Below are 23293 nucleotides of genomic sequence, written 5' to 3'. Positions count from 1 at the left end.
GGCTGCTCACATACTAGCCGTCATGCCCGATGGGCGGGGCATCGAGGCGGTAGGGTTGAACGATGCGCTGATACTCGCCGTTGTGCATAAGCTGCTCAAGGGCGCGGTTGAGTGCTTGGCGCAACGCGGTATCCGGCTTGCGCACCGCAATCGCCACGCCATCGCCCAGCAACTCGGCGGAAACGGGAGGGCCCAGAAAGTCAAAAGCCTGGCCCTCGGGGGTATCGAGTAAAGCCTCGCGAATTTCCACGGTGCCTTGCAAGGTGGCATCGATATCCCCCGCCACCAGGCTGCGGACCAGTTCGTCATTGAGCCAGAAGCTTTTGACGATCACACCTTTGGGCGCCCATTTCGAGCGGGCGAAGGCTTCACGGTTACTGCCCAGCAGCACGCCGACACGCTTGCCCTTGAGCGAGCGGGCAGAGGGCTGCAAGCCGGAGGCTTTGCGCGCCACCAGGCGGGTGGTAAAGGGATAGAGAAGATCGGTGAAGTTCGCCCAACGTCGCCGTTTGGAAGTGGGGGCAATGCCCATGATTGCGTCAAAGTGGCGGGCATCCAACGCACGGAAGTCTTCGACCTGCACTTGGTCGACCCAGGTGCAGCGCACATTCAATTGCACGCACAAGGCATTGCCCAACTCGATGTTCAAGCCGACCAGTTGCCCTTGCGGGTTGCGACTCTGGAACGGAGGGAATTGTGCGGCAACGGCGAAACGGATTTCGTCACGCGGTTGCTCAGCGGCCGCCACGGCATCCACCGACAGCAACAGGGCAAGCGCTACACACAGGTGTATCAAAGCCACGGGAAACATCCTTTTCCGGAAAGACCAACTTCACCATCCCTGCGCGGTAACCCTGGGGGCATGGAAGAAGCTGGCAAGCTTTCTGGAAACGGATGTCATCCTACAAGCAGAAATATCAGCAGTATTTGTAGGCAAACGCCATTACTAACCGACCGACTTTATTCTCAGCGTTTACCCATGGAGCGCCGAGTGCCCGGCGGGGCCATGCCCGGGGTTTTGGTGTGGCCGTTCTTGGCGCCGTTCTTGTACCAAGGCTGTGCGGCGTTCTTGGCTCCGGCGAGCTCACCCGGCTTGAAGGGAAACTTGAACGCCGGGATCTCGGCCTTTTCAACGCCTTCGGCGCTGGCCGGATCGGCGAGGTCGGCCGCTTCAACAGGGGATTGTGTCGGGGAATTCATGGAAGCTCCGGAGCATGCAAAAAATGAAGCGAAGCCGGCTTGCGGGCTTCGCTGGCGCGCAGTATACCTGCCCGCCTCGGATCTTTAACCACCGCCTGTACGAATGGTCGGCGTTTGCTGACAGCGCTGTCAGTTAGCAGTCACCTTGCTGACCGGGTTGGCGGGCTATAAAGACGGCCAACCCTTTCACTCCTCTGTCCCGGCGCCTCAGCCCATGCACATTCAGCGAAAAACCGCCCTGATCGCGGTTGTCCTCGTGGTATCCGCGATTGCCCTCTGGGCCGTGACCCGCCCGGCCAAGCCCCGGCTGGCGGCGCCCAGCGCGATCCCGGTTCGGGTTGTGAACGTGACGCAGCAGGATGTGCCTCGGTTTGTCAGCGGCATCGGCACGGTGTTGTCGCTGCACAGTGTGGTAGTGCGCCCGCAGGTGGACGGTATTCTCACCCGATTGCTGGTCAAGGAAGGCCAGTGGGTCAAGGCCGGTGACCTGTTGGCTACCCTGGATGACCGCTCGATTCGCGCCAGCCTCGATCAGGCCAGGGCGCAGTTGGGCGAGAGCCAGGCGCAGTTGCAGGTGGCGCTGGTCAACCTCAAGCGCTACAAGGCGTTGAGTGTCGATGACGGCGTGTCCAAGCAGACCTATGACCAGCAGCAAGCCCTGGTCAACCAGCTCAAGGCCACCGCCCAGGGCAACCAGGCGGCGATTGATTCGGCTCAAGTGCAGCTTTCCTACACGCAGATTCGTTCGCCGGTCAGTGGCCGAGTCGGTATTCGCACGGTGGATGAAGGCAACTTCTTGCGCAGCAGCGATGCCCAGGGGCTGTTTTCCGTGACGCAGATCGACCCGATCGCCGTGGAATTTTCCCTGCCGCAGCAGATGCTGCCGACCCTGCAAGGCCTGATCGCCGCGCCGGAAAAAGCCAGTGTCGACGCCTATCTGGGCGCCGACACCGACGGCCAGACTGGCGATTTACTGGGCCGGGGCCATCTGAGCCTGATCGACAACCAGATCAACTCCACCACCGGCACCCTGCGCGCCAAGGCCGAGTTCAGTAACCCCGCCCAGCGCCTGTGGCCCGGCCAACTGGTGACCCTCAAGATCCAGACCGCCCTCGATAGAGACGCCCTGGTGGTGCCGCCGACCGTGGTGCAGCGCGGTCTGGATTCGCACTTTGTGTACCGGGTCAACGGTGACAAGGTCGAGGTGGTGCCGGTGCAGGTCACCTATCAGAACAGCGACCTCAGCCTGATCCGGGGTGTGCAGGTCGGGGATGTGCTGGTCAGCGATGGTCAGTCGCGGCTCAAGGCCGGCGCCCGGGTCGAGGTGCTCAAAGAGCCGCCCCAGGTGATCCAGACCGTCGACGCCACGGTGCAGCCATGAACGGCAGCCGCTCTCCGTCGGCCTGGTGTGTCGACCATCCGGTCGCCACCTTGCTGCTGACCTTCGCTCTGGTACTGCTCGGGCTGATTGCCTTCCCGCGCCTGGCTATCGCGCCACTGCCGGAGGCGGAATTTCCGACAATTCAGGTCAGCGCCCAGTTGCCCGGCGCCAGCCCCGACACCATGGCCTCGTCCGTGGCCACACCGTTGGAAGTGCAATTCAGCGCGATCCCCGGCGTGACCCAGATGACCTCCAGCAGCGCCTTAGGCTCCACCCTGCTGACTCTGCAATTCACCCTCGACAAAAGCATCGACACTGCCGCCCAGGAAGTGCAGGCCGCGATCAACACCGCGTCCGGCAAGCTGCCCAGCGATATGCCGAGTTTGCCGACCTGGAAGAAGGTCAACCCGGCGGACAGCCCGGTGCTGATCCTCAGCGTCAGCTCCGACAGCATGCCCAGCACCGAACTGAGCGACTACGTGGAAACCCTGCTGGCCCGACAGATCAGCCAGATCGACGGCGTCGGCCAAATCAACATCACCGGTCAGCAACGTCCTGCGATCCGCGTGCAAGCCTCCCCCGACAAACTCGCGGCCATCGGCCTGACCCTCGCCGATATCCGCCTGGCCATCCAGCAGTCGAGCCTGAACCTGGCCAAGGGCGCGATCTACGGCGATAACAGCGTATCGACCCTGTCGACCAACGATCAGTTGTTTCATCCCGAGGACTACGCACGGTTGATCGTGTCCTACAAGGACGGCGCGCCGGTGCAATTGCGCGATATCGCCAAGGTCATCAATGGTTCGGAAAACGCCTACGTGCAGGCCTGGTCCGGGGACACACCCGGGGTAAACCTGGTGATCTCACGCCAGCCCGGCGCGAATATCGTCGAGACCGTGGACCGCATCCAGGCGCAGTTGCCGCGCCTGCAAGCCATGCTGCCAGCCTCGGTGCAGGTCAGTGTGCTGAGCGACCGCACCAAGACCATCCGCGCCTCGCTGCATGAGGTGGAAGTGACCTTGCTGATCGCGGTCCTGCTGGTGGTGGCGGTGATGGCGTTGTTCCTGCGCCAACTGTCGGCCACGCTGATTGTGTCCAGCGTGCTCGGCGTGTCGTTGATCGCCAGTTTTGCCCTGATGTACCTGATGGGCTTCAGCCTGAACAACCTGACCCTGGTGGCCATCGTGATCGCCGTGGGCTTTGTGGTGGACGATGCCATCGTGGTGGTGGAGAACATCCACCGCCACCTGGAGGCCGGCCTCGATCAACGCGCGGCGGCGATCAAGGGTGCCGGCGAGATCGGCTTTACAGTGGTGTCCATCAGCTTTTCGCTGGTGGCGGCGTTTATCCCGCTGCTGTTCATGGGCGGCGTGGTCGGACGCCTGTTCAAGGAGTTCGCGCTGACCGCCACCTCGACCATCCTGATTTCGGTGGTGGTGTCCCTGACCCTGGCACCGACCCTGGCCGCGTTATTCATGCGCGCGCCCAGCCATCACGCCCATGCCAAACCCGGTTTCAGCGAGCGCCTGCTGGCCGGCTATGCGCGTAACTTGCGGCGTGCACTGGCCCATCAGCGCAGCATGCTGGCGATCTTCGGGGTGACTCTCGCGTTGGCCGTGGTCGGTTACGTGTTTATTCCCAAAGGGTTCTTTCCGGTGCAGGACACCGGTTTCGTGCTCGGCACCAGCGAGGCGGCGGCCGATGTGTCGTTCCCGGACATGGTCGCCAAGCACAAAGCGCTGGCCGAGATCATCAAGGACGACCCGGCGGTGCAGGCGTTCTCCCATGCGGTTGGGGTGACCGGCAGCAACCAGACCATCGCCAACGGCCGCTTCTGGATCGCCTTGAAAGATCGCGGGTCGCGCGATGTATCGGCCAGCCAGTTTATCGACCGCGTCCGCGCGAAACTGGTCAAGGTTCCGGGCATCGTGCTGTACCTGCGCGCCGGCCAGGACATCAACCTTAGCTCCGGCCCCAGCCGCGCCCAATATCAATATGTGCTCAAGAGCAACGACGGCCCGACGCTCAACACCTGGACCCAGCGCCTCACCGAAAAACTGCGCGCCAACCCGGCCTTTCGCGATCTGTCCAATGACCTGCAACTGGGCGGCAGCATCACTCACATCAGCATCGATCGGCAGGCCGCCGCGCGGTTCGGTCTGACCGCCACCGATGTGGATCAAGCGCTGTATGACGCCTTCGGCCAGCGCCAGATCAACGAATTCCAGACGGAGATCAACCAATACCAAGTGGTGCTGGAGCTGGACCGCCAACAACGCGGCAAGGCCGAGAGCCTGAACTACTTTTATCTGCGCTCGCCGCTGACCAACGAGATGGTGCCGCTATCGGCCTTGGCCAAGGTCGACCCACCGACCGTGGGGCCGTTGTCCATCAGCCATGACGGTATGTTCCCGGCCGTCAACCTGTCCTTCAACCTGGCACCCGGTGTGGCGCTGGGGGATGCGGTGATCATGCTCGACCAGGCCAAGGCCGAGATCGGCATGCCCAGCACCCTCATCGGCACCTTCCAGGGCGCGGCCCAGGCGTTCCAAAGTTCATTGGCCAGCCAGCCATGGCTGATCCTCGCGGCGCTGGTGGCGGTGTACATCATCCTGGGGGTGCTGTACGAAAGCTTCGTGCATCCGCTGACGATCATCTCGACCCTGCCTTCGGCGGGCCTTGGCGCGCTGATCATGCTGACCTTGATGGGCCAGGACTTTTCGATCATGGCGCTGATCGGCCTGGTGCTGCTGATCGGCATTGTGAAAAAGAACGGCATCCTGATGATCGACTTCGCCCTGGAGGCTCAGCGCGTGCGCGGGCTGGCGCCCCAGGAAGCGATTTATGAAGCCTGCTTCACGCGGTTCCGGCCGATCATCATGACCACCCTCGCCGCCCTGCTTGGCGCGGTGCCGCTGATGCTCGGCGCCGGGCCAGGTGCGGAGCTGCGCCAGCCGCTGGGCATCGCCGTGGTCGGCGGGCTGCTGGTGAGCCAGGCGCTGACCCTGTTCACCACGCCGGTCATATACTTGTACCTCGAAAAAATTTTCCATCGGCCCACACCAGCGCCCGCGCTGGCGACCACAGAATGAGGCGGGGTCATGCGCGTCCTGATTATCGAAGATGAAGAGAAAACCGCGGACTACCTGCATCGCGGTCTGACGGAGCAAGGCTACACCGTGGATGTCGCGCGCGACGGCGTCGAGGGCTTGCACCTGGCCCTGGAGAATGACTACGCAGTGATCGTGCTCGACGTGATGCTGCCCGGCCTCGATGGCTTTGGTGTGTTGCGCGCCTTGCGTGCTCGCAAGCAGACGCCAGTGATCATGCTCACCGCCCGCGAGCGCGTGGAAGACCGCATCCGTGGCCTGCGCGAAGGCGCCGACGATTACTTGGGCAAACCGTTTTCGTTTCTCGAACTGGTGGCGCGCCTGCAAGCCTTGACGCGCCGCAGCGGCGGGCATGAGCCGGTGCAGGTGACGGTCGCCGACCTGTGGATCGACCTGATCAGCCGCAAGGCCAGTCGCAACGGCGTGCGCCTGGACCTCACCGCCAAAGAGTTCTCGCTGCTCAGTGTATTGGCGCGCCGCCAGGGCGAGATCCTGTCCAAGACCGCCATCGCGGAGATGGTCTGGGACATCAATTTCGACAGCGATGCCAACGTGGTCGAAGTGGCGATCAAGCGCCTGCGCGCCAAGCTCGACGGCCCGTTCGAACACAAACTGCTGCACACCATCCGTGGCATGGGCTATGTGCTGGAGAACCGCAGTGCCGGCTAATTCCATTGCGCTGCGCCTGAGCGGCATGTTCACCCTGGTGGCGGCGCTGATCTTCCTGTTGATCGGCGGTGCGCTGTACCAACAAGTGGATCGCGGCCTGGGCCTGTTGCCGGGGGCCGAATTGGACGCGCGCTACAGCGTGCTCGAATCCTCGGTGAACCGCTTCGGCACGCCGGACCACTGGGCCAAGATCACCAACAAACTCAAGCTGCTGAGCGAAGAAGACAAGCGCATTCACTTCTGGGTAGTCAGCAACGACCCGGCCTACGAATACGGCAATCCCGACGCGCAGATCCGCGCCTTCGCCGCCGGCCCCACCGGTAAGCGCGACCTGCATCTGCCCGGCCACCGCTACCCGCTTAAAGTGCTGGTCAGCCAGTTCCCGGCCAAGGACCAGCGCCCGCCGCTGCGCTTTATGATCGCCGTCGACACCGAAAACTTCCGCGCCACCCAGCATCAGTTGCTGGTGGCGTTGGTCAGCCTGGCGCTGGTGGGCGTGTTGCTGGCGGCGTTGCTGGGGTTCTGGGTCTCGCGCATTGGCCTCAAGCCGTTGGGCAAACTCTCGGAAGAAGCGCAGAAACTGGCACCGCCCAAACTCTCCGGCCGCCTGCAGTTATCGCCGTTGCCGCCGGAACTCAATCAGTTCGTCAACTCGTTCAATGCCACCCTCGACCGCGTGGAGCAGGCGTATTCGCGCCTGGAATCGTTCAATGCCGACGTGGCCCACGAACTGCGCTCGCCGCTGACCAACCTGATCGGCCAGACCCAGGTGGCCCTCACACGCGGGCGCTCGGCCGAGCATTATCTGGAGGTGTTGCAATCGAACCTGGAAGAGCTGGAACGCCTGCGCTCGATCGTCAATGACATGTTGTTCCTGGCCAGCGCCGATCAGGGCACCAAGGCCACCAAACTGATTGAACGCTCACTGGCCGACGAGGTGGCAACCACCCTCGATTACTTGGACTTCATCCTCGAAGACGCCCAGGTGCAAGTGCGGGTCCACGGCGACGCCCAGGTACAGATCGAAAAAGCCCACCTGCGCCGTGCGCTGATCAACTTGTTGAGTAACGCCGTGCAACACACCGCGCCAGGTCAGGTGATCGACGTAGCTATCGAGGTGCAGGCGCAGCAGGTGGCAATCGCCGTGACCAACCCGGGCGAAACAATCGCCAGTGAACACCTGCCACGGCTGTTCGAGCGCTTCTATCGGGTCGACGCCTCGCGGCGTAACAGCGGGGCGAATCATGGGTTGGGGCTGGCCATCGTCAAAGCGATTGCGCTGATGCACGGCGGGGATGTGTTTGTGCGCAGCGACACCCGTGGCAATACTTTCGGTATCACCCTACCGCTCTAAGTGCGTGACTGTTGCGGTTTGGGCAACAGTTATTATCTTGTTACACTCTGTTTCGCAGTGCTCGCCTGCGTTAATTTGACGCATCGATGAGCGCGACGGCAAAGACAGCTGACCCGCTTACCCGAATTTCCCTCGACTTATTTCCAGGGCTCTACGCTGGGAATCTGTCTTAAAGCCGCTGACCTTCAGCGGCTTTTTTTTGCCGTCAAAAAGGCCGGGCATCCCCCACGACACCGGCCGTTTACGAGTGACCCAAAGGAGCTTTACCGGTGAAGAACTCACTGACGTTCACCCCGTTATTCCTCGCGATTGCAGCAACGATTATCCCCCTCGCCCACGCAGCAGACAGCCTCCCCACCGACGGTTTCGTCGAAGGTTCACACCTTAGAATCGACACCCGTAATTACTATATGAACCGCGACCGTCGCGACATCCACACCGACGACAGCAAGGAATGGGGCCAGGGTTTTATCGGCACCTTCGAATCGGGCTACACCCAGGGCACCGTCGGTTTCGGCATGGACGCTCACGCCATGCTGGGCCTCAAGCTCGACGGTGGTGGCGGCACCGATGGTTCCAGCATCCTTCCCTATGGCAGCGACAGCGGCAAGGCCCCCGGTTCGTTTTCCACGGCCGGCGGCACCCTGAAAATGCGTGCCTTCGACACCGAACTCAAAGCCGGTGACCTGTTCCTCAACAACCCGGTGATTGCCGGTGGCATGACCCGCATGCTGCCGCAGACTTTTCGTGGCGTCAGCCTGAGCAACCATAGCCTGGACGGCTGGCTGTTCGAGGGCGGCCAAGCCAGCTTCACCAAGCTCTACAACCAGAGCGGCCATCGGCGCATCGGCGCCAGCTACGGCGCCTTGCCCGATAACCGCAGCAGTCAACACCTGGATTGGGCCGGTGTGTCATTCAGCGGTGTGCCGGGGGTGACCAGCAATCTCTATGCGTCCGAGCTCAAGGACGTCTGGCACCAGTACTACTACGATCTGGACTACACCTACGCCCTCAACGACCTGGTCAGCCTCAACCCGGGCCTGCACTACTACCACACCCTGGACACCGGCCAATCCCTGTTGGGGGATATCGACAACAACACCTGGAGCCTGCATTTGACCGTGGGCGTGGGCAACCATAGCGTGACCGCCGCCTACCAGCGGGTTAACGGCAATACGCCGTTTGACTACATCACCCAGGGCGACAGCGTGTACCTGGACAACTCCCAGCAATACTCGGACTTCAACGGTCCGAATGAGCGCTCGTGGAAGCTCAAGTACGCCTATGATTTTGTCGGCCTCGGTATGCCCGGCCTGACCACGGCGGTGTCCTACATCAGCGGCAAGACCGACTTGACCCAGGTCGACCCGCAAAGCCGTGGCTACAGCGCCTGGTACAGCGCCGACGGTAAGGACGCCAAGCACTGGGAGCGGGATATCGATTTGAAATATGTGGTGCAAGGCGGCCAGGCCAAGGATCTGGCCATGCGCCTGCAATGGGCGACCCACCGTGGCAGCAACGGCTACTCGGCAGTAGACCGCGATGTGGATGAATACCGGGTGATCGTCGACTATCCGATTGATGTGTTCTGAGGCACCGTTCTTTCTTTGGTAACCGAGTATCCAATCTTCATCGGGTAGAACTAAACTGCCAGCATCCATACCGCTGAAGTTCTGCCCGATGAGTCCACGCCGTGCTCGCCACCCTTCCGCACACCCGCAATTGTTGCTCCTTCTGGGCAGCGGCCTCACCGTCGTCCTGATCGTCATTATCGTCGCGGCGTTATTGATCCGCGAACACACCAGCACGCTACAGGCTGCCAAGCGCTCGTCCACCAATATCGCCCAACTGATCAACGCCGATGTACTGCGCAACGTCGAGCTGTACGACCTGGCCCTCAAGGGGCTGATAGCCGCCAGGCAGCGCGAGGACCTGGCCAAGGTCGACGCCAGTATCCAACACCTGGTGCAATTCGATTTATCCACCGCCGCGCCCTTTAAAGGCGAGGTGCTGATGCTGGATGCCAATGGCGCGGTGATCGCGGATTCCTCGACCCTGCGGCCCACCCCGCGCAATTTCGCTGATCGCGATTATTTCCAGGTGCATCTGAAGGACCCGCAGGCCGGTTTGTATATCAGCCGGGCCTTCCAGATCCGTTGCGACTGCGACCAAGTGTGGCGCATAGCATTCAGTCGGCGCGTATCGGGGCCCAATGGCGAGTTCGCCGGCGTTGCAGTGGCGACCATGCGCCTGGCGTATTTCGATCAATTGTTCAGCACCCTGGCCATCGGCAACGGTAGCAGCGTCAACCTGCTCAATACCCACGGCATCCTGCTGGCCCAACAGCCGCTGCTCGAAAGCGACATGATTAACAAGGATTTGAGCGAGCGACCGAACTTCAAGCGCATGTTGCGCGAAGGCAATGGCAGCTTCCAGGCGACCTCGACCATCACCGGCAAGGACCGGCTGTACACCTTCACTACCGTGGGCACACTGCCACTGATCGTAGTGGTGGCGCTGTCTCGCGAGGATGTGTTCGCCCCCTGGAAACGCGCCGCACTGCTGACCAGCGGCGCGACCGGCATTCTGTGCGTCGGGTTGTTGTGGCTGGCCTGGATGCTGCGTCGCGAGCTGAGACGTCGCTATCGCGCCGAACGGGTGCTGTCAGAACTGGCAGCCACGGATGCCCTGACCGGCCTGGCCAACCGTCGCATCCTCGACGAGCGCCTGCGCCAGGAATGGGATCGTGCCCAACGCTCGACCGAGCCACTGACCCTGCTGATGATCGACGTGGATCACTTCAAGGCATTCAACGACCGCCACGGCCATAGCGGCGGCGACGAGGCTCTGCGCACCGTGGCCCAAGTGATCGCCGGCAACATACGCCGCCCCGCCGACCTCGCGGCGCGCTATGGCGGCGAGGAATTCGCGGTGGTGCTGCCCCATACCGATGCCGCAGGCGCCATGGTCATCGCCGAGCATATCCGCAGCAGCGTCGAACACTTACCACGGGTGGCGGGTAGCGAGCGGCCGATCACCGTGAGCATCGGCATGAGCACCTGGGACAAACGCAACCGCCAATCCCTGGAAGCACTGCTGCTTAGTGCAGACCAGGCGTTGTATGAGGCCAAGCATGGCGGACGTAATCGTATAGTCGATGCAACCCGCCATTGAGACGATCGCGCGCAGTGAGCGCAGGAAGCTTTATCGACGTCTGTAGAGTATTGGCTGACTCACTTACAATTTACCTGTCTTATCATCTTTTTTGACGGCCGCCTCCATGTAGCTATCCGAGAAAAAGTGCCTCGCAACTTTTATCTCAGGACGATACAAGCCGTTAATCAACTTATTCATATGTTCTTCCCCTGTGCCCGCCAGCAGACGTTTACTTGATTCCGGCGGTAACTTGCGCAGATCCTTGATAATCGACAGTCCGATTCCCGCTTTCATGTCGTCCCCGGAAAATACGGTCTGGAAAGGTTCCAGCTTTCGCCTGGAAATATCCTTAAATTCGCCTTGCGTCAGCGGTTCGATATGCCGTTCAAGATACGGTGTTTGCGCAAACCTCATTTCTACCAAACTCACCCACGCAGCATCCTTGAACGCCGGGCTTTCAAAGTCAAAACGAAAGGTAGTTCCGCCAAAACGACTGCTTGGTTTTTTTGGCTCGCCACCCGCTTCCAAGGCAAAAAATACAAAGTCGTCATTGCCGAGAATCTTAATATCTTCTTGGGGAGAGTTCTCCGTATTAAAAATGATATTACGATCAATCAATTTTTGACGTGAAAACAAGCCGACGCTGCCATCGTCGCGTTTTACCGGAGCTCCAGTACTATGCGTCGCATATAACGAACTTTCGAAATAGTTATTCAAAAATTGCTTCTCATCCGGAGTTAGTGCACCCAACTCATTTCGAAGATTGCGCAGGTTAGCCTTAGAAAGACCATCGACATAAGTTTTTTCCGAAGAGACAGGAGCGGTGTTCCATAGCGTTCCATTTTTTATCATCCGCTCGTGGGACTTCCCGCTGATAAATTGGCGTATTCCTTTGGTTATCTGGCGAGCGGCTACATCTTCATTCATGGTAGGCCGGCCGCTTGATGAATAAGGTTTAGCGATACCGTTACCGATTCCCACGTCTGCTTTCGCAAACACACGTTCTATATGATTACCCTGCAAAACGCCTTCATTTCCGGCGTGTTTAGCATAATCAATCAAACCAGGGGTCTGGATCTGGCTGATACTAGGCATAGTGAGCACCACCGAGACGAAGGAATTGATGATGGGCCGGGGCAGGTATAACCCGAGCTGAATTCAGAGTGCGTGTGTCAAACATATATGAACTTTCCAAAACCCAATCGATAAGGGCATTCAACTTCTCGCTAAGTCGTTTGGGCGACACATCACCATCGACAATATGGCTCATTGCCAACAGCGCTGTGGAAGCACTATTGAATCCGACCACAGGGATATGTTCGTGCAAGAAGCCCATCTGACGTTCAAATAGCAAGCGGTACCAGCTGTCCATTTCCAAGCCATCTATCGCAACATGGGGAAATTCGCAAACCAGGCTGATACAGCCTTGAGCCCGATTATCATAAATCGCCAACTTCATGCCTTCTATCTTCAGTTGGCACATCTGGCACTCATCAAACTTAAGATCAGGCAGACCAATCTGATCACCGAACAGCTTTAACACAGCGTCATTTTTTTTCATACTCTGCAAATTCCAACCAAAGCACGAAATTCATAGCGTACAACCCACTGCGCCAATAAAGCCGAGTAACTACCGACAACAATATCGATACCAACAGCCTTGAAAATAGAAAACATAGTCATAACTCCGAAACTGGCCAACATCATTATCAGAGCATCCATGCCAAGCTTCGGAGGAAACACTACACTAGGAACTCTCAAATTCCGACTCAGGAAAAATGTAAAATCTTTGCCAGAAAATTCTATAACGCTGAATGGAACGTATCCTTTCTGAATAACCACCCAGGTTTTTACAAGACGAAAAAAAGGCCACCCGAAGGCAGCCTTTAAAAACTAAAGAAAGAGAGTTGTTACTTACACCGCCGCAACGGGACGCATGTAAGAGATCGGTGCGGTGCTGGCATCTTCGAAGGTCACGACTTCCCAAGCGTCTGTCTGCTCAATCAACTTGCGCAGCAGCTGGTTGTTAAGGGCGTGGCCCGACTTGAAGCCTTTGAACTCGCCTATCAGGCTATTGCCCAGCAGGTAGAGGTCACCGATTGCATCGAGGATCTTGTGCTTCACGAATTCGTCTTCATAGCGAAGGCCGTCTTCGTTCAGTACACCATCCGCGTCGACCACAATGGCGTTTTCAACGCTGCCGCCGAGTGCGAGGTTGTGCTTGCGCAGGTACTCGATGTCACTCATGAAACCAAAGGTACGGGCGCGGCTGACTTCTTTTACAAACGAAGTGCTGGAAAAATCCACGCTTGCACTTTGGGTGCGGTCACGGAATACCGGGTGATCGAAATCGATCTCAAAGCTCACTTTAAAGCCTTCGAACGGAACGAAGGTGGCGCGCTTGTCGCCGTCTTCTACTGTCACTTCCCGCAGAATGCGAATGAACTTCTTAGCTGCGTCCTGTTCTTCCAGGCCGGCAGATTGAATCAAGAATACGAAGGGTCCAGCGCTGCCATCCATGATCGGGACTTCGGACGCGGAGAGCTCGACGTAGGCGTTATCGATGCCCAAACCGGCCATGGCCGAGAGCAAGTGCTCCACCGTGTCCACTTTGACGTCACCGTTGACCAATGTGGTCGACATAGTGGTTTCGCCAACGTTTTCCGCGCGAGCAGGAATCTGCACCACAGGGTCCAGGTCGGCACGCACAAACACGATGCCGGTGTCGACAGGTGCAGGCTTGAGGGTCAGGTAGACCTTTTCCCCGGAGTGCAGACCTACACCTGTGGCACGAATAATATTCTTCAGGGTGCGTTGTTTAATCATGGCTTGGACCGCTTCAGCGCAAATTGCGAACTGGTATCAACAAAGGCTGGCGATAATAGCAGACCAGACCTTTGCTGAACACCAATCACCTTCATAGCCCTGATACATTCCATTAATCGGCCTGACGACGCAGGAATGCCGGGATGTCCAGGTAGTCCAGGTCATCTTGCGGATTCGGGCTACGGGACGCCGCAGCACCGGCCTGAGCCTGGTTGCGCATCACGGTCGGACGATCCAGATCGCGGTAGTTCACCGACGGCAGCTCCTGACGCGCAGGGGCTGGAGCGGCAGCCGCCTGGCTGGCCTGGCTGCTGTGCAGGGTGTTGTCGATGACCTTCACAGGCTTCTCGATCTTGGCACCCAGACCGGTGGCAACCACGGTGACGTGCAGCTCGTCGCGCATGTCCGGATCGATCACGGTACCGACCTTGACCATCGCGTGCTCGGAAGCAAAGGCTTCAATGATGCTACCCACGTCGGAGTACTCACCCAGGGACAGGTCAGGACCGGCAGTGATATTCACCAGGATGCCGCGTGCGCCTTGCAGGTTCACGTCTTCCAGCAGCGGGTTGCGGATGGCCGCTTCGGTAGCTTCGCGTGCACGGTTCGGACCGCTGGCGCAGCCAGTGCCCATCATCGCCATGCCCATTTCGCTCATCACGGTACGCACGTCGGCAAAGTCGACGTTGATCATGCCTGGGCGCTTGATGATGTCGGAGATACCGCGAACGGCACCGGCCAGTACATCGTCAGCCTTGGCGAAAGCGGACAGCAGGCTCGCGTCCTTGCCCAGGATGGTCAGCAGCTTCTCGTTGGGAATGGTGATCAACGAGTCGACGCTTTCAGACAGCAGACGGATGCCTTCGTCGGCGATCTGCATACGCTTGCGACCTTCGAAAGGGAACGGACGGGTCACAACTGCAACCGTCAGAATCCCCATTTCCTTGGCCACTTCGGCAATGATCGGCGCAGCACCGGTACCGGTACCGCCGCCCATACCGGTGGTGATGAACACCATGTTGGTGCCTTGCAGCACTTCGGCAATACGCTCGCGGTCTTCCAGGGCGGCTTGACGGCCGACTTCCGGGTTGGCGCCAGCGCCGAGGCCTTTGGTCACCGCGGTGCCCAATTGCAGGATGGTGCGCGCGCCGATGCTTTTCAGCGCCTGGGCATCAGTGTTGGCGCAGATGAATTCAACGCCTTCAATGTTGCTCTTGACCATATGGTTGACAGCGTTGCCGCCGCCACCGCCGACACCGATCACTTTGATGACCGGGCTGGCGGGGATGTTGTCTACGAGTTCGAACATTTTCCCTCTCCTTTCGTTTTCTCTAGTTTTTTCGCCTACTGCTTTACAGCAGCTCCAAGTTGCAAGCCATGAGCTGCAAGCTTGAAGCTTGTAACTTGTCGCTTGAAGCCAACTTCGTTAGAAGTTCCCTTTTACCCAAGCCTGTAACCGCTCGAACAACGGTGCCTTGGTTTCGTCGTCGCCACGGTAGCTGTCACGGTTGCTCGGGCCCGACAGGGAAATGCCGTCGGTCTGCTTTTGCAGTCCGTACAACAGCAAGCCCACACCGGTGGAATAAATCGGGTTGCGCACCACGTCGCCCAGGCCCTTGACGCCATGGGGCACGCCCAGGCGCACCGGCATATGGAAGATTTCCTCGGCCAGTTCGACCGCGCCTTCCATCTTCGAGGTGCCGCCGGTCAGCACGATGCCGGCCGGAATCAAATCTTCGTAGCCGCTGCGGCGCAGTTCAGCCTGGATCAGGGTGAACAGTTCGTCGTAGCGCGGCTCGACCACTTCAGCCAAGGCCTGACGCGACAGTTCGCGCGGTGGACGATCGCCCACGCTCGGCACTTTGATGGTTTCGCCGGCGCCGGCCAGTTTGGCCAGGGCGCAGGCGTAACGGATCTTGATTTCTTCGGCGTACTGGGTCGGTGTGCGCAGCGCCATGGCGATGTCGTTGGTCACCTGGTCGCCGGCAATCGGGATCACGGCGGTGTGACGGATCGCACCTTCGGTGAAGATCGCGATATCGGTGGTACCGCCGCCGATGTCCACCAGGCACACGCCCAGTTCTTTTTCGTCGTCGGTCAGCACCGAGTAGGCCGAGGCCAGTTGCTCAAGGATGATGTCGTCGATTTCCAGGCCGCAACGGCGCACGCACTTCTCGATGTTCTGCGCGGCATTGACCGCACAAGTGACCACATGGACCTTGGCTTCCAGACGTACGCCCGACATGCCCAAAGGCTCGCGAACGCCTTCCTGGTTATCGATCACGTAGTCCTGCGGCAGGGTGTGCAGCACGCGCTGGTCAGCCGGGATTGCCACGGCCTGGGCGGCGTCGAGCACGCGCTCCAGGTCGGCCGAGCTGACCTCGCGGTCGCGGATCGCCACGATGCCGTGGGAGTTCAGGCTGCGGATATGGTTGCCCGCCACGCCAACGAACGCCGAGTGAATCCGGCAACCGGCCATCAACTGCGCCTCTTCGATGGCGCGCTGGATCGATTGCACGGTGGACTCGATGTTCACCACCACGCCCTTCTTCAGGCCCCGGGACGGATGCGTGCCAATACCGACGATTTCGATCGTGCCGTCTTCCCCGACCTCGCCCACCAGCGCCACCACCTTGGAGGTGCCGATATCGAGACCGACGATCATTTTGCCGCTTTGCACGTTTGCCATGGGTCCTGCCTCTTCTTAATTCTTCGCGACAGCGGGTTGCGCTGCCGTGGGCGCAGCCGGTTCACGCCAGCCGACGGCAAGGCCGTTGGCGTAACGCAGGTCGACGCTCGCAATGTTCGTAATCTGTTCTTTCAAGGTTTTGTCGTAGATGGCAATAAAGCGGCGCATCTTCTCCACCAAGCGGTCGCGTCCCAGCAACAACTCGATGCCCGGGCCGGAACTGCCTGCCCCGGTTGTTAAAAACCAGCTGCCCCGTTCACGCAATTCCAGGCGTGCAATGGAGAAGCCCAGTGGCCGCAGCATCTGGCTCAACGCCTGGTACTGCTGCATCACTTGCTGCTGCGCCCGCTGCGGCCCGAACAACTGCGGCAGGTGCTCGTAGTTGGCCAGCTCACGCGGGGTGAACGCCTGGCCCTGGTTGTTCAACAGCGCCTCGTCGCCCCAACGGGCCACCGGCAATTGTTCTTCCAGGCGGATCGTCACCTGATCCGGCCACACGCGACGCACCTCGGCGTGGGCGATCCACGGCATCTGCTCCAGCTCCCGGCGCATGCCGGCCAGGTCGATGGTGAAGAAACTCGCCGCCAGGAACGGGCCGATGCGCTGCTGTACCGCCTGCTGGCTGATGTAGCTCAGATCGCCCTGCACACTGATCTTGGTGATCGGGCGGTCGGCGTACGGCAGTAGACGCTGCGCGCCTTCATAAGTGCCGAAGCCCAATACCACCAGCAACACCGGCCAGAACAGCGCCTTGAGGAAAGCAAAATTGGCTTTCGGCAGGCGCGCCGACATCGGCTCTTTAGCCACCATGCGACTGGCACCCCGGGGCACCGGCTTGCGGCTCGGTGCACGTGGGGGCTGATGACGAAGCGATGCGCCTTTCATGTCGTTAGCCTCTTGCCTCGATGCTGGCGGCCAGGATCGCCAGCACCAACTGCTGGAAGTCCAGACCAGCGGCACGGGCAGCCATCGGTACCAGGCTGTGATCGGTCATGCCTGGTGCGGTGTTGACCTCAAGGAACCAGAAGTTGCCTTGGTCGTCCTGCATCACGTCTGCCCGTGCCCAACCGGCGATACCCAACGCCTCACAGGCTTTCGCCGTAAGGTCCATCAATTCCTGTTCTTTGTTTGCATCGAGGCCGCATGGGATCCGGTACTGGGTATCGGAAGCCAGGTACTTAGCGTCGTAATCGTAAAAGGTGTGGGGCGTGCCCAATGCGATGGGCGGCAATACCTGGCCACGCAGGGTGGCGATGGTGTACTCGGGACCGGAAATCCACTGTTCCACCAACACTTGCGAATCGTAGGTACTTGCCGCTTTCCATGCGTCGATCAATTCGGCGGCCGAGTTCACTTTGGCCATGCCGATACTGGAGCCTTCATGGGCAGGTTTGACGATCAAAGGAGTGCCCAGTTCCTCGACTGCAGAAATACAATCGGCTTCGCTGCACAGAACACTGTGACGCGGGGTTGGAATACCCAGGCTGTGCCACACCTGCTTGGTGCGCAGCTTGTCCATGGCCAATGCCGAAGCCAGGATACCACTGCCGGTGTAGGGGATGCCGGCGCACTCCAACAGACCCTGCATGCTGCCGTCTTCACCGCCGCGACCATGCAGGATGATAAAGGCGCGGTCGATTTTTTCGGCCAGCAGGCGCGCGAGGAAATCATCGCCCACATCGATCCCGAACGCATTCACGCCGGCGCTTTGCAGGGCTTCGAGCACGGCGTTGCCGGACTTGAGTGACACTTCACGCTCGGCGCTCTTACCGCCGAACAACACCGCCACGCGGCCGAAGTCGGCAGGCGTGATAGTGGAAAACAGGGCTTCGTAGTTCGTGATCATTTCGACTTCCCCTGGGCGGCGGCGAAGAGCGGGCTCGCCAGCAATTTAGGGGCAAGGCCACCGATGTCACCGGCGCCCTGGCACAGCAGAATGTCACCGGCACGCAGCAGCGGTTTAACGATTGGCGCCAGGTCCACACCGCGCTCGATGTAGATCGGGTCCAACTGGCCACGCTGGCGGATGCTGTTGCACAGCTTGCGGCTGTCGGCGCCCGGGATCGGTTCTTCACCGGCCGGGTAGACTTCCATCAGCAGCAGCACGTTGGCATCGGCCAATACATTGACGAAGTCATCGTATAGATCGCGGGTACGGCTGTAGCGGTGCGGCTGGTACACCATCACCAGGCGACGCTCCGGCCAGCCACCGCGCACGGCCTTGATCACGGCGGCGACTTCGGTCGGGTGGTGACCATAGTCATCCACCAGCATCACGTCGCCGCCCTCTACCGGCAATTGGCCGTAGACCTGGAAGCGTCGGCCCACACCGGCAAAGCGCGACAGACCTTCGACGATCGCTTCATCGCTGACGCCTTCATCGGAAGCGATGCAGATGGTCGCCAGGGAGTTCAATACGTTGTGGTTACCCGGCATGTTCACCGACACATCCAACGGCTCACGGTCCGGACGCAGCACGGTGAAGAAGGTTTGCATGCCTTCCTGACGCACATTGATCGCACGCACGTCGGCATCTTCGCTGAAGCCGTAAGTGACGGTCGGGCGTTTGACCAGCGGCAGGATCTCGCGCACTACAGGGTCGTCCAGGCACACCACCGCCAAGCCGTAGAACGGCAGGTTGTGGAGGAACTCGACGAAGGTTTTCTTCAGCTTGTTGAAGTCACCGTCGTAGGTCGCCATGTGGTCGGCGTCGATGTTGGTGACCACAGCCACCAGCGGTTGCAGATGCAGGAAGCTGGCGTCGCTTTCGTCGGCTTCGGCGATCAGGTAGCGGCTGGTGCCAAGCTGGGCGTTGGTGCCGGCTGCATTCAGACGGCCGCCGATCACAAACGTCGGGTCCAGGCCACCGGCGGCGAACACCGAGGCGATCAGGCTGGTGGTGGTGGTTTTGCCATGGGTACCGGCGACCGCGATGCCGTGGCGATAGCGCATCAGCTCGGCGAGCATCTCGGCGCGCGGCACCACGGGAATACGACGCTCGAGGGCGGTGGCCACTTCCGGGTTAGCTGTGTTCACCGCGCTGGACACCACCAGCACATCGGCCTCGGCGGCGTTCTCGGCACGGTGGCCGATAAAGATCTGCGCGCCGAAGGATTTGAGGCGGTCGGTGACCTGGGATTCTTTCAAATCCGAACCGGACACCTGATAGCCCAGGTTGAGCAGCACTTCGGCAATGCCGCACATACCCACGCCGCCGATTCCGACGAAGTGAATGCGACGGATACGGCGCATTTCCGGCTGCGGCATGGCTTTCTGATTCTCAACCATGGGCCACCTCCAGGCAGATATCGACCACGGTGCGGGTTGCTTCAGGTTTGGCCAGGCGGCTTGCGGTGCTCGCCATGCTGTTAAGTCGTTCCGGTTGCATCAAAACCTCGGTCAGGCGTGCGGCCAAATCGGCGGCGCCAGTCGTTCTTTGCGGCAGCAGGAAGGCAGCGCCCTCCCCGGCCAAATATTCGGCGTTGCGGGTCTGGTGATCGTCAATCGCATGGGGCAGAGGCACCAGCAAGGACGGCAGACCGGCGGCGGCCAGTTCACTGACGGTCAGCGCACCAGCGCGACAAACCACCAGGTCGGCCCAGCCATAGGCATGGGCCATGTCTTTGATGAAAGGCTGTACGTTGGCCTCCACACCGGCTTCGCGATAACGCGCGGCGGTGACTTCATCGTGGTTTTTGCCGGCCTGGTGAAAGATCTCCGGGCGTAGCTCCAACGGCAGTTGTGCCACGGCTTCGGGCAGCAATTTGTTCAGTGGTTCAGCGCCCAGGCTTCCGCCCAGAATCAACAGGTGCGCCTTGCGCCCGGCCAAGGCATCGCGAGCGATGCCCATGAACAGCTCGGTACGCACCGGGTTGCCGGTGGTGCGGCGTTTGCTCGACAAGCCAAAGGTGTTCGGGAACGCCTCACACACCCGCGCCGCCAGCGGCACCAGCAGGCGGTTGGCGGTGCCGGCCACGGCATTCTGTTCGTGGACGATCACCGGTACACCGGCCAGCCGGGCCGCAACGCCGCCGGGGCCGGTCACGTAACCGCCAAAGCCAAGCACGCAGACAGGCTTCAACTCACGGATAACCTTGCGCGCTTGCCACACCGCCTTGAGCAACACAAACGGCGCTTTGAGCAAGGACAACTTGCTCTTGCCACGTAGGCCGCTGACGTTGATCAGGTGCAGCGGCAACCCAGCGTTAGGCACCAATTCGTTCTCGATACCGCGCGGTGTCCCCAGCCAGTGCACCGTGTAGCCACGGCTCTGGAATTCCCGCGCACACGCCAGGGCCGGGAACACATGGCCCCCGGTGCCGCCCGCCATGATCAGCACATTAGCGCCCATGGGTCGGCTCCTCGGCGAAGTCGCTTTCGCTGAATTCCATCTCTTCGCTGCCCAGGTGGGTGCGACTCTCCCACTCGATACGCAGCAACAAACCCAGGCACGCGCAGCAAATCACCAAGGAACTGCCGCCGTAGCTGAGGAACGGCAAGGTCAGCCCTTTGGTCGGCAGCAGGCCGACGTTCACACCGATATTGATCAGGAACTGGCCGATCCATAGGAACGACAAGCCGTACGCCACATACGCGGCGAAATATTGTTTGGCCTTCTCGGCCCACAAGCCGATATACATGCCGCGTACACACACGAACACGAACAGCGCAACAGTGCACAGCGAGCCCACTACGCCGAGCTCTTCGGCGAGTACGGAGAACACGAAGTCCGTGTGGGCTTCGGGCAGGTAGAACTGCTTCTGTACGCTGTTGCCCAGGCCAACGCCCAGCCACTCGCCCCGACCGAAAGCGATCAACGCCTGGGTCAGTTGGTAGCCGGAACCGAACTGGTCGGACCATGGGTCGGTAAAGGTGATCAGACGCGCCATCCGGTAGGGTTGCGCCTGCACCAGAATCGTCACGGCCGCCACCGCCAGCACCACCATCAAGGTGAACCGGAACAGACCCACACCGCCAAGGAACAGCATCGCCGCCGCGGCACCCATCATCACCACGGTGGCGCCGAAGTCGGGTTCCATCAGCAACAGGCCGGCCATGGGCAGCAGCACGATGAATGGCTTGAAGAACCCCATCCAACTCTCGCGCACTTCCTTCTGACGTCGCACCAGATAGCCAGCCAGGTAGATCACCACGAACACCTTGGCGATTTCCGAGGGTTGCACGTTGAACGCGCCGAAACCGATCCAGCGCATCGAGCCGTTTACCTCGCGACCGATGCCCGGCAGGATCACCATCACCAGCAAGCCGAACGCGCCGATCAGCATCAACCAGCCCAGGCGCTGCCAAGTGGCGATGGGGATCATCATGGTCACGATGCAGGCACCGATACCGATCACCAGGTACACCAGATGGCGGATCATCATGTAGAGGGTGTTGCCGGACTGCACGGCGGCGACTTCGGAAGACGCCGAAGTGATCATCACCAAGCCCAGGCCCAGCAGCGCCAGGCAACCGGCGAGCATTGGGAAATCCAGGTCGATACCGCGCCCGGTAATGATCGGCGACGGGTACGGCTTGATGATGTTTCTCAGGTTCAGGTTCATGCCAAGGCCTCCACGGCGCGAGCGAACAGCTGGCCGCGCTCTTCGTAGTTCTTGAACATGTCCAGGCTGGCACAGGCCGGCGACAACAGAACGGCGTCACCGGGTTGGGCCAGGGCTTTGCCTTGCAGGACGGCTTCGTCCAGGGAGGCCACGCGAATCTGCGGCACCGCGTCACCGAGGGCGGCGGCGATCAGCTCGGCATCACGGCCCAGCAACACCACGGCGCGGCAGTGGGCGCCCACCGGCGCCTTGAGATCCTTGAAGTCGGCGCCTTTGCCGTCGCCACCGGCGATCAGCACCAGCTTGCCGTCGATATCGGCACCCAGGCCCTCAATGGCGGCCAGCGCGGCACCGACATTGGTGGCCTTGGAGTCGTTGTAATAGCTCACACCGTCCAAGTCACGCACCCACTGGCAGCGGTGCTCAAGCCCGGCGAAAGTGCGCAGGGTCGAGAGCATGGCGTCGAACGGCAACCCCACGGCATGCCCGAGCGCCAGTGCCGCCAGGGCGTTCGATTGGTTGTGGGCACCACGGATTTTCAACTCGCGCACCGGCATCAGGTTCTGGAATTCGAAGGCCAGGTATTTCTCGCCGTTCTCTTCACGAATGCCGAAGGCCTTGAAGTCGGGTTTGCCCAGGCCGAAGGTCCAGCACGGCAGGCCCTCGCCCATCAGCGGACGGCTCAAGGCATCCTGACGGTTGACCACCACTTGCCTGGCGCCGCGGAAAATCCGGTGCTTGGCCAAGTGATACGCCGGTAGGCCGCTATAGCGGTCCATATGGTCTTCACTCACGTTCAACACGGTGGCCACTTCGGCGCCGAGGTCGTGGGTGGTCTCCAGTTGGAAGCTCGACAGCTCCATCACGTACAGCTCGATGTCATCGCTGAGCAGGTCCAGCGCGGGTGTGCCGAGGTTGCCGCCCACGGCCACGCGTTTGCCGGCCGCTGCCGCCATGTCGCCAACCAGGGTGGTGACGGTACTTTTCGCGTTGGAACCGCTGATGGCTACAATCGGCGCCTTGGCATTGCGCGCAAACAGGTCGATATCGCCGGACAGCTTCACGCCGCGAGCCGCAGCCGCTTGCAGGGCCGGAGTCGCCAGGGCCAGGCCGGGGCTCACGTAGAGTTCGTCGGCGCGGCACAGAAATTCGACATCCAGTTCGCCACAACGCACTTCCACGTGCGGGTAGTCACGGCGCAGCGTGACCAGCTCCGGTGGATTTTCCCGCGTATCGGCCACGGCGAACGACGTGCCCCGGTTCGCCAGGAAGCGAACCAGGGACATGCCGCTCTTGCCGAGGCCGACAACGATGCGGAAGTGGTCTGAAGCGATCAGGGACACT

General features: G+C 60.6%; 19 protein-coding genes. 6 read left to right on the top strand and 13 right to left on the bottom strand.

The features are described from left to right. Positions 1-13: 13 nt before the first annotated feature. Entirely contained in the window at positions 14-802 is a 789-nt protein-coding gene (locus tag QRN41_RS01355; protein ID WP_094065335.1) for a transporter substrate-binding domain-containing protein, read from the bottom strand. 164 nt (positions 803-966) lie between these two features. Then, a complete protein-coding gene (locus QRN41_RS01350) occupies positions 967-1200 on the bottom strand; it encodes a hypothetical protein (RefSeq protein ID WP_034111815.1) in 234 nt (77 codons plus the stop codon). Positions 1201-1414: 214 nt separating this feature from the next. On the opposite strand from QRN41_RS01350, the gene QRN41_RS01345 reads away from it, so the two are divergent. The 6 genes from QRN41_RS01345 to QRN41_RS01320 all read left to right on the top strand — a co-directional run bounded on the left by QRN41_RS01345 (position 1415) and on the right by QRN41_RS01320 (position 10888). Then, complete coding sequence (locus QRN41_RS01345; protein ID WP_285421081.1) at positions 1415-2581, top strand: efflux RND transporter periplasmic adaptor subunit; 1167 nt, start codon at positions 1415-1417, stop codon at positions 2579-2581. Continuing rightward, positions 2578-5673, top strand: a complete 3096-nt coding sequence (locus QRN41_RS01340; RefSeq protein ID WP_167417277.1) for a multidrug efflux RND transporter permease subunit — start codon at positions 2578-2580, stop codon at positions 5671-5673. Before QRN41_RS01345 ends, QRN41_RS01340 begins: the two co-directional genes overlap by 4 nt. A 9-nt stretch (positions 5674-5682) precedes the next feature. Then, positions 5683-6360, top strand: a complete 678-nt coding sequence (locus QRN41_RS01335) for a heavy metal response regulator transcription factor (RefSeq protein WP_034095972.1) — start codon at positions 5683-5685, stop codon at positions 6358-6360. Then, on the top strand, positions 6350-7714 hold the full coding sequence (locus tag QRN41_RS01330) for a heavy metal sensor histidine kinase (protein WP_167417278.1): 1365 nt from the start codon (positions 6350-6352) through the stop codon (positions 7712-7714). Before QRN41_RS01335 ends, QRN41_RS01330 begins: the two co-directional genes overlap by 11 nt. Positions 7715-7983: 269 nt before the next feature. Beyond that, positions 7984-9306 carry an OprD family porin gene (locus tag QRN41_RS01325; protein WP_285421080.1) on the top strand — a complete coding sequence of 441 codons (1323 nt, stop codon included), beginning with the start codon at positions 7984-7986 and terminating at the stop codon, positions 9304-9306. 88 nt (positions 9307-9394) lie between these two features. Continuing rightward, the gene (locus QRN41_RS01320; protein ID WP_167417280.1) at positions 9395-10888 is read left to right on the top strand and encodes a sensor domain-containing diguanylate cyclase; all 1494 of its coding nucleotides are present in this window, start codon (positions 9395-9397) and stop codon (positions 10886-10888) included. A 63-nt stretch (positions 10889-10951) separates the two neighbouring features. Here the strand turns inward: QRN41_RS01320 and QRN41_RS01315 are convergent, their stop codons facing one another. The 11 genes from QRN41_RS01315 to murD all read right to left on the bottom strand — a co-directional run bounded on the left by QRN41_RS01315 (position 10952) and on the right by murD (position 23292). Next, positions 10952-11965 carry a hypothetical protein gene (locus QRN41_RS01315; protein WP_167417281.1) on the bottom strand — a complete coding sequence of 338 codons (1014 nt, stop codon included), beginning with the start codon at positions 11963-11965 and terminating at the stop codon, positions 10952-10954. Continuing rightward, on the bottom strand, positions 11958-12431 hold the full coding sequence (locus QRN41_RS01310) for a type III secretion system chaperone (RefSeq protein WP_167417282.1): 474 nt from the start codon (positions 12429-12431) through the stop codon (positions 11958-11960). The genes QRN41_RS01315 and QRN41_RS01310 overlap by 8 nt, the downstream gene beginning before the upstream one ends. Positions 12432-12784: 353 nt before the next feature. Beyond that, positions 12785-13696, bottom strand: a complete 912-nt coding sequence (gene lpxC / locus QRN41_RS01305; RefSeq protein ID WP_003171886.1) for a UDP-3-O-acyl-N-acetylglucosamine deacetylase — start codon at positions 13694-13696, stop codon at positions 12785-12787. A 112-nt stretch (positions 13697-13808) separates the two neighbouring features. Further along, complete coding sequence (gene ftsZ, locus QRN41_RS01300) at positions 13809-15005, bottom strand: cell division protein FtsZ (RefSeq protein WP_034095968.1); 1197 nt, start codon at positions 15003-15005, stop codon at positions 13809-13811. Between the two features lie 117 nt (positions 15006-15122). Then, complete coding sequence (ftsA, locus tag QRN41_RS01295; RefSeq protein ID WP_167417283.1) at positions 15123-16385, bottom strand: cell division protein FtsA; 1263 nt, start codon at positions 16383-16385, stop codon at positions 15123-15125. 15 nt (positions 16386-16400) lie between these two features. Beyond that, positions 16401-17270, bottom strand: coding sequence for a cell division protein FtsQ/DivIB (locus QRN41_RS01290; RefSeq protein ID WP_034095966.1), 870 nt, complete (start codon positions 17268-17270; stop codon positions 16401-16403). Between the two features lie 4 nt (positions 17271-17274). Continuing rightward, complete coding sequence (locus QRN41_RS01285) at positions 17275-18231, bottom strand: D-alanine--D-alanine ligase (protein WP_034095965.1); 957 nt, start codon at positions 18229-18231, stop codon at positions 17275-17277. Beyond that, positions 18228-19673 (bottom strand): UDP-N-acetylmuramate--L-alanine ligase, encoded by a 1446-nt coding sequence (gene murC, locus QRN41_RS01280; RefSeq protein ID WP_034095964.1) that lies wholly within the window; start codon positions 19671-19673, stop codon positions 18228-18230. The genes QRN41_RS01285 and murC overlap by 4 nt, the downstream gene beginning before the upstream one ends. Next, positions 19666-20736 carry an undecaprenyldiphospho-muramoylpentapeptide beta-N-acetylglucosaminyltransferase gene (gene murG / locus QRN41_RS01275; RefSeq protein ID WP_034095963.1) on the bottom strand — a complete coding sequence of 357 codons (1071 nt, stop codon included), beginning with the start codon at positions 20734-20736 and terminating at the stop codon, positions 19666-19668. The genes murC and murG overlap by 8 nt, the downstream gene beginning before the upstream one ends. Beyond that, positions 20726-21949 carry a putative lipid II flippase FtsW gene (gene ftsW, locus QRN41_RS01270; protein WP_034137017.1) on the bottom strand — a complete coding sequence of 408 codons (1224 nt, stop codon included), beginning with the start codon at positions 21947-21949 and terminating at the stop codon, positions 20726-20728. Before ftsW ends, murG begins: the two co-directional genes overlap by 11 nt. After that, entirely contained in the window at positions 21946-23292 is a 1347-nt protein-coding gene (murD, locus tag QRN41_RS01265; protein ID WP_123480678.1) for a UDP-N-acetylmuramoyl-L-alanine--D-glutamate ligase, read from the bottom strand. The genes ftsW and murD overlap by 4 nt, the downstream gene beginning before the upstream one ends. Position 23293: the final 1 nt, after the last annotated feature.

The organism is Pseudomonas sp. efr-133-TYG-23 (assembly GCF_030209215.1).
In the GTDB taxonomy this organism is placed as follows: domain Bacteria; phylum Pseudomonadota; class Gammaproteobacteria; order Pseudomonadales; family Pseudomonadaceae; genus Aquipseudomonas; species Aquipseudomonas rhodesiae.
Note: the sequence above shows the minus strand (reverse complement) of the source record. Positions and strands in the feature narration are given on the sequence as shown.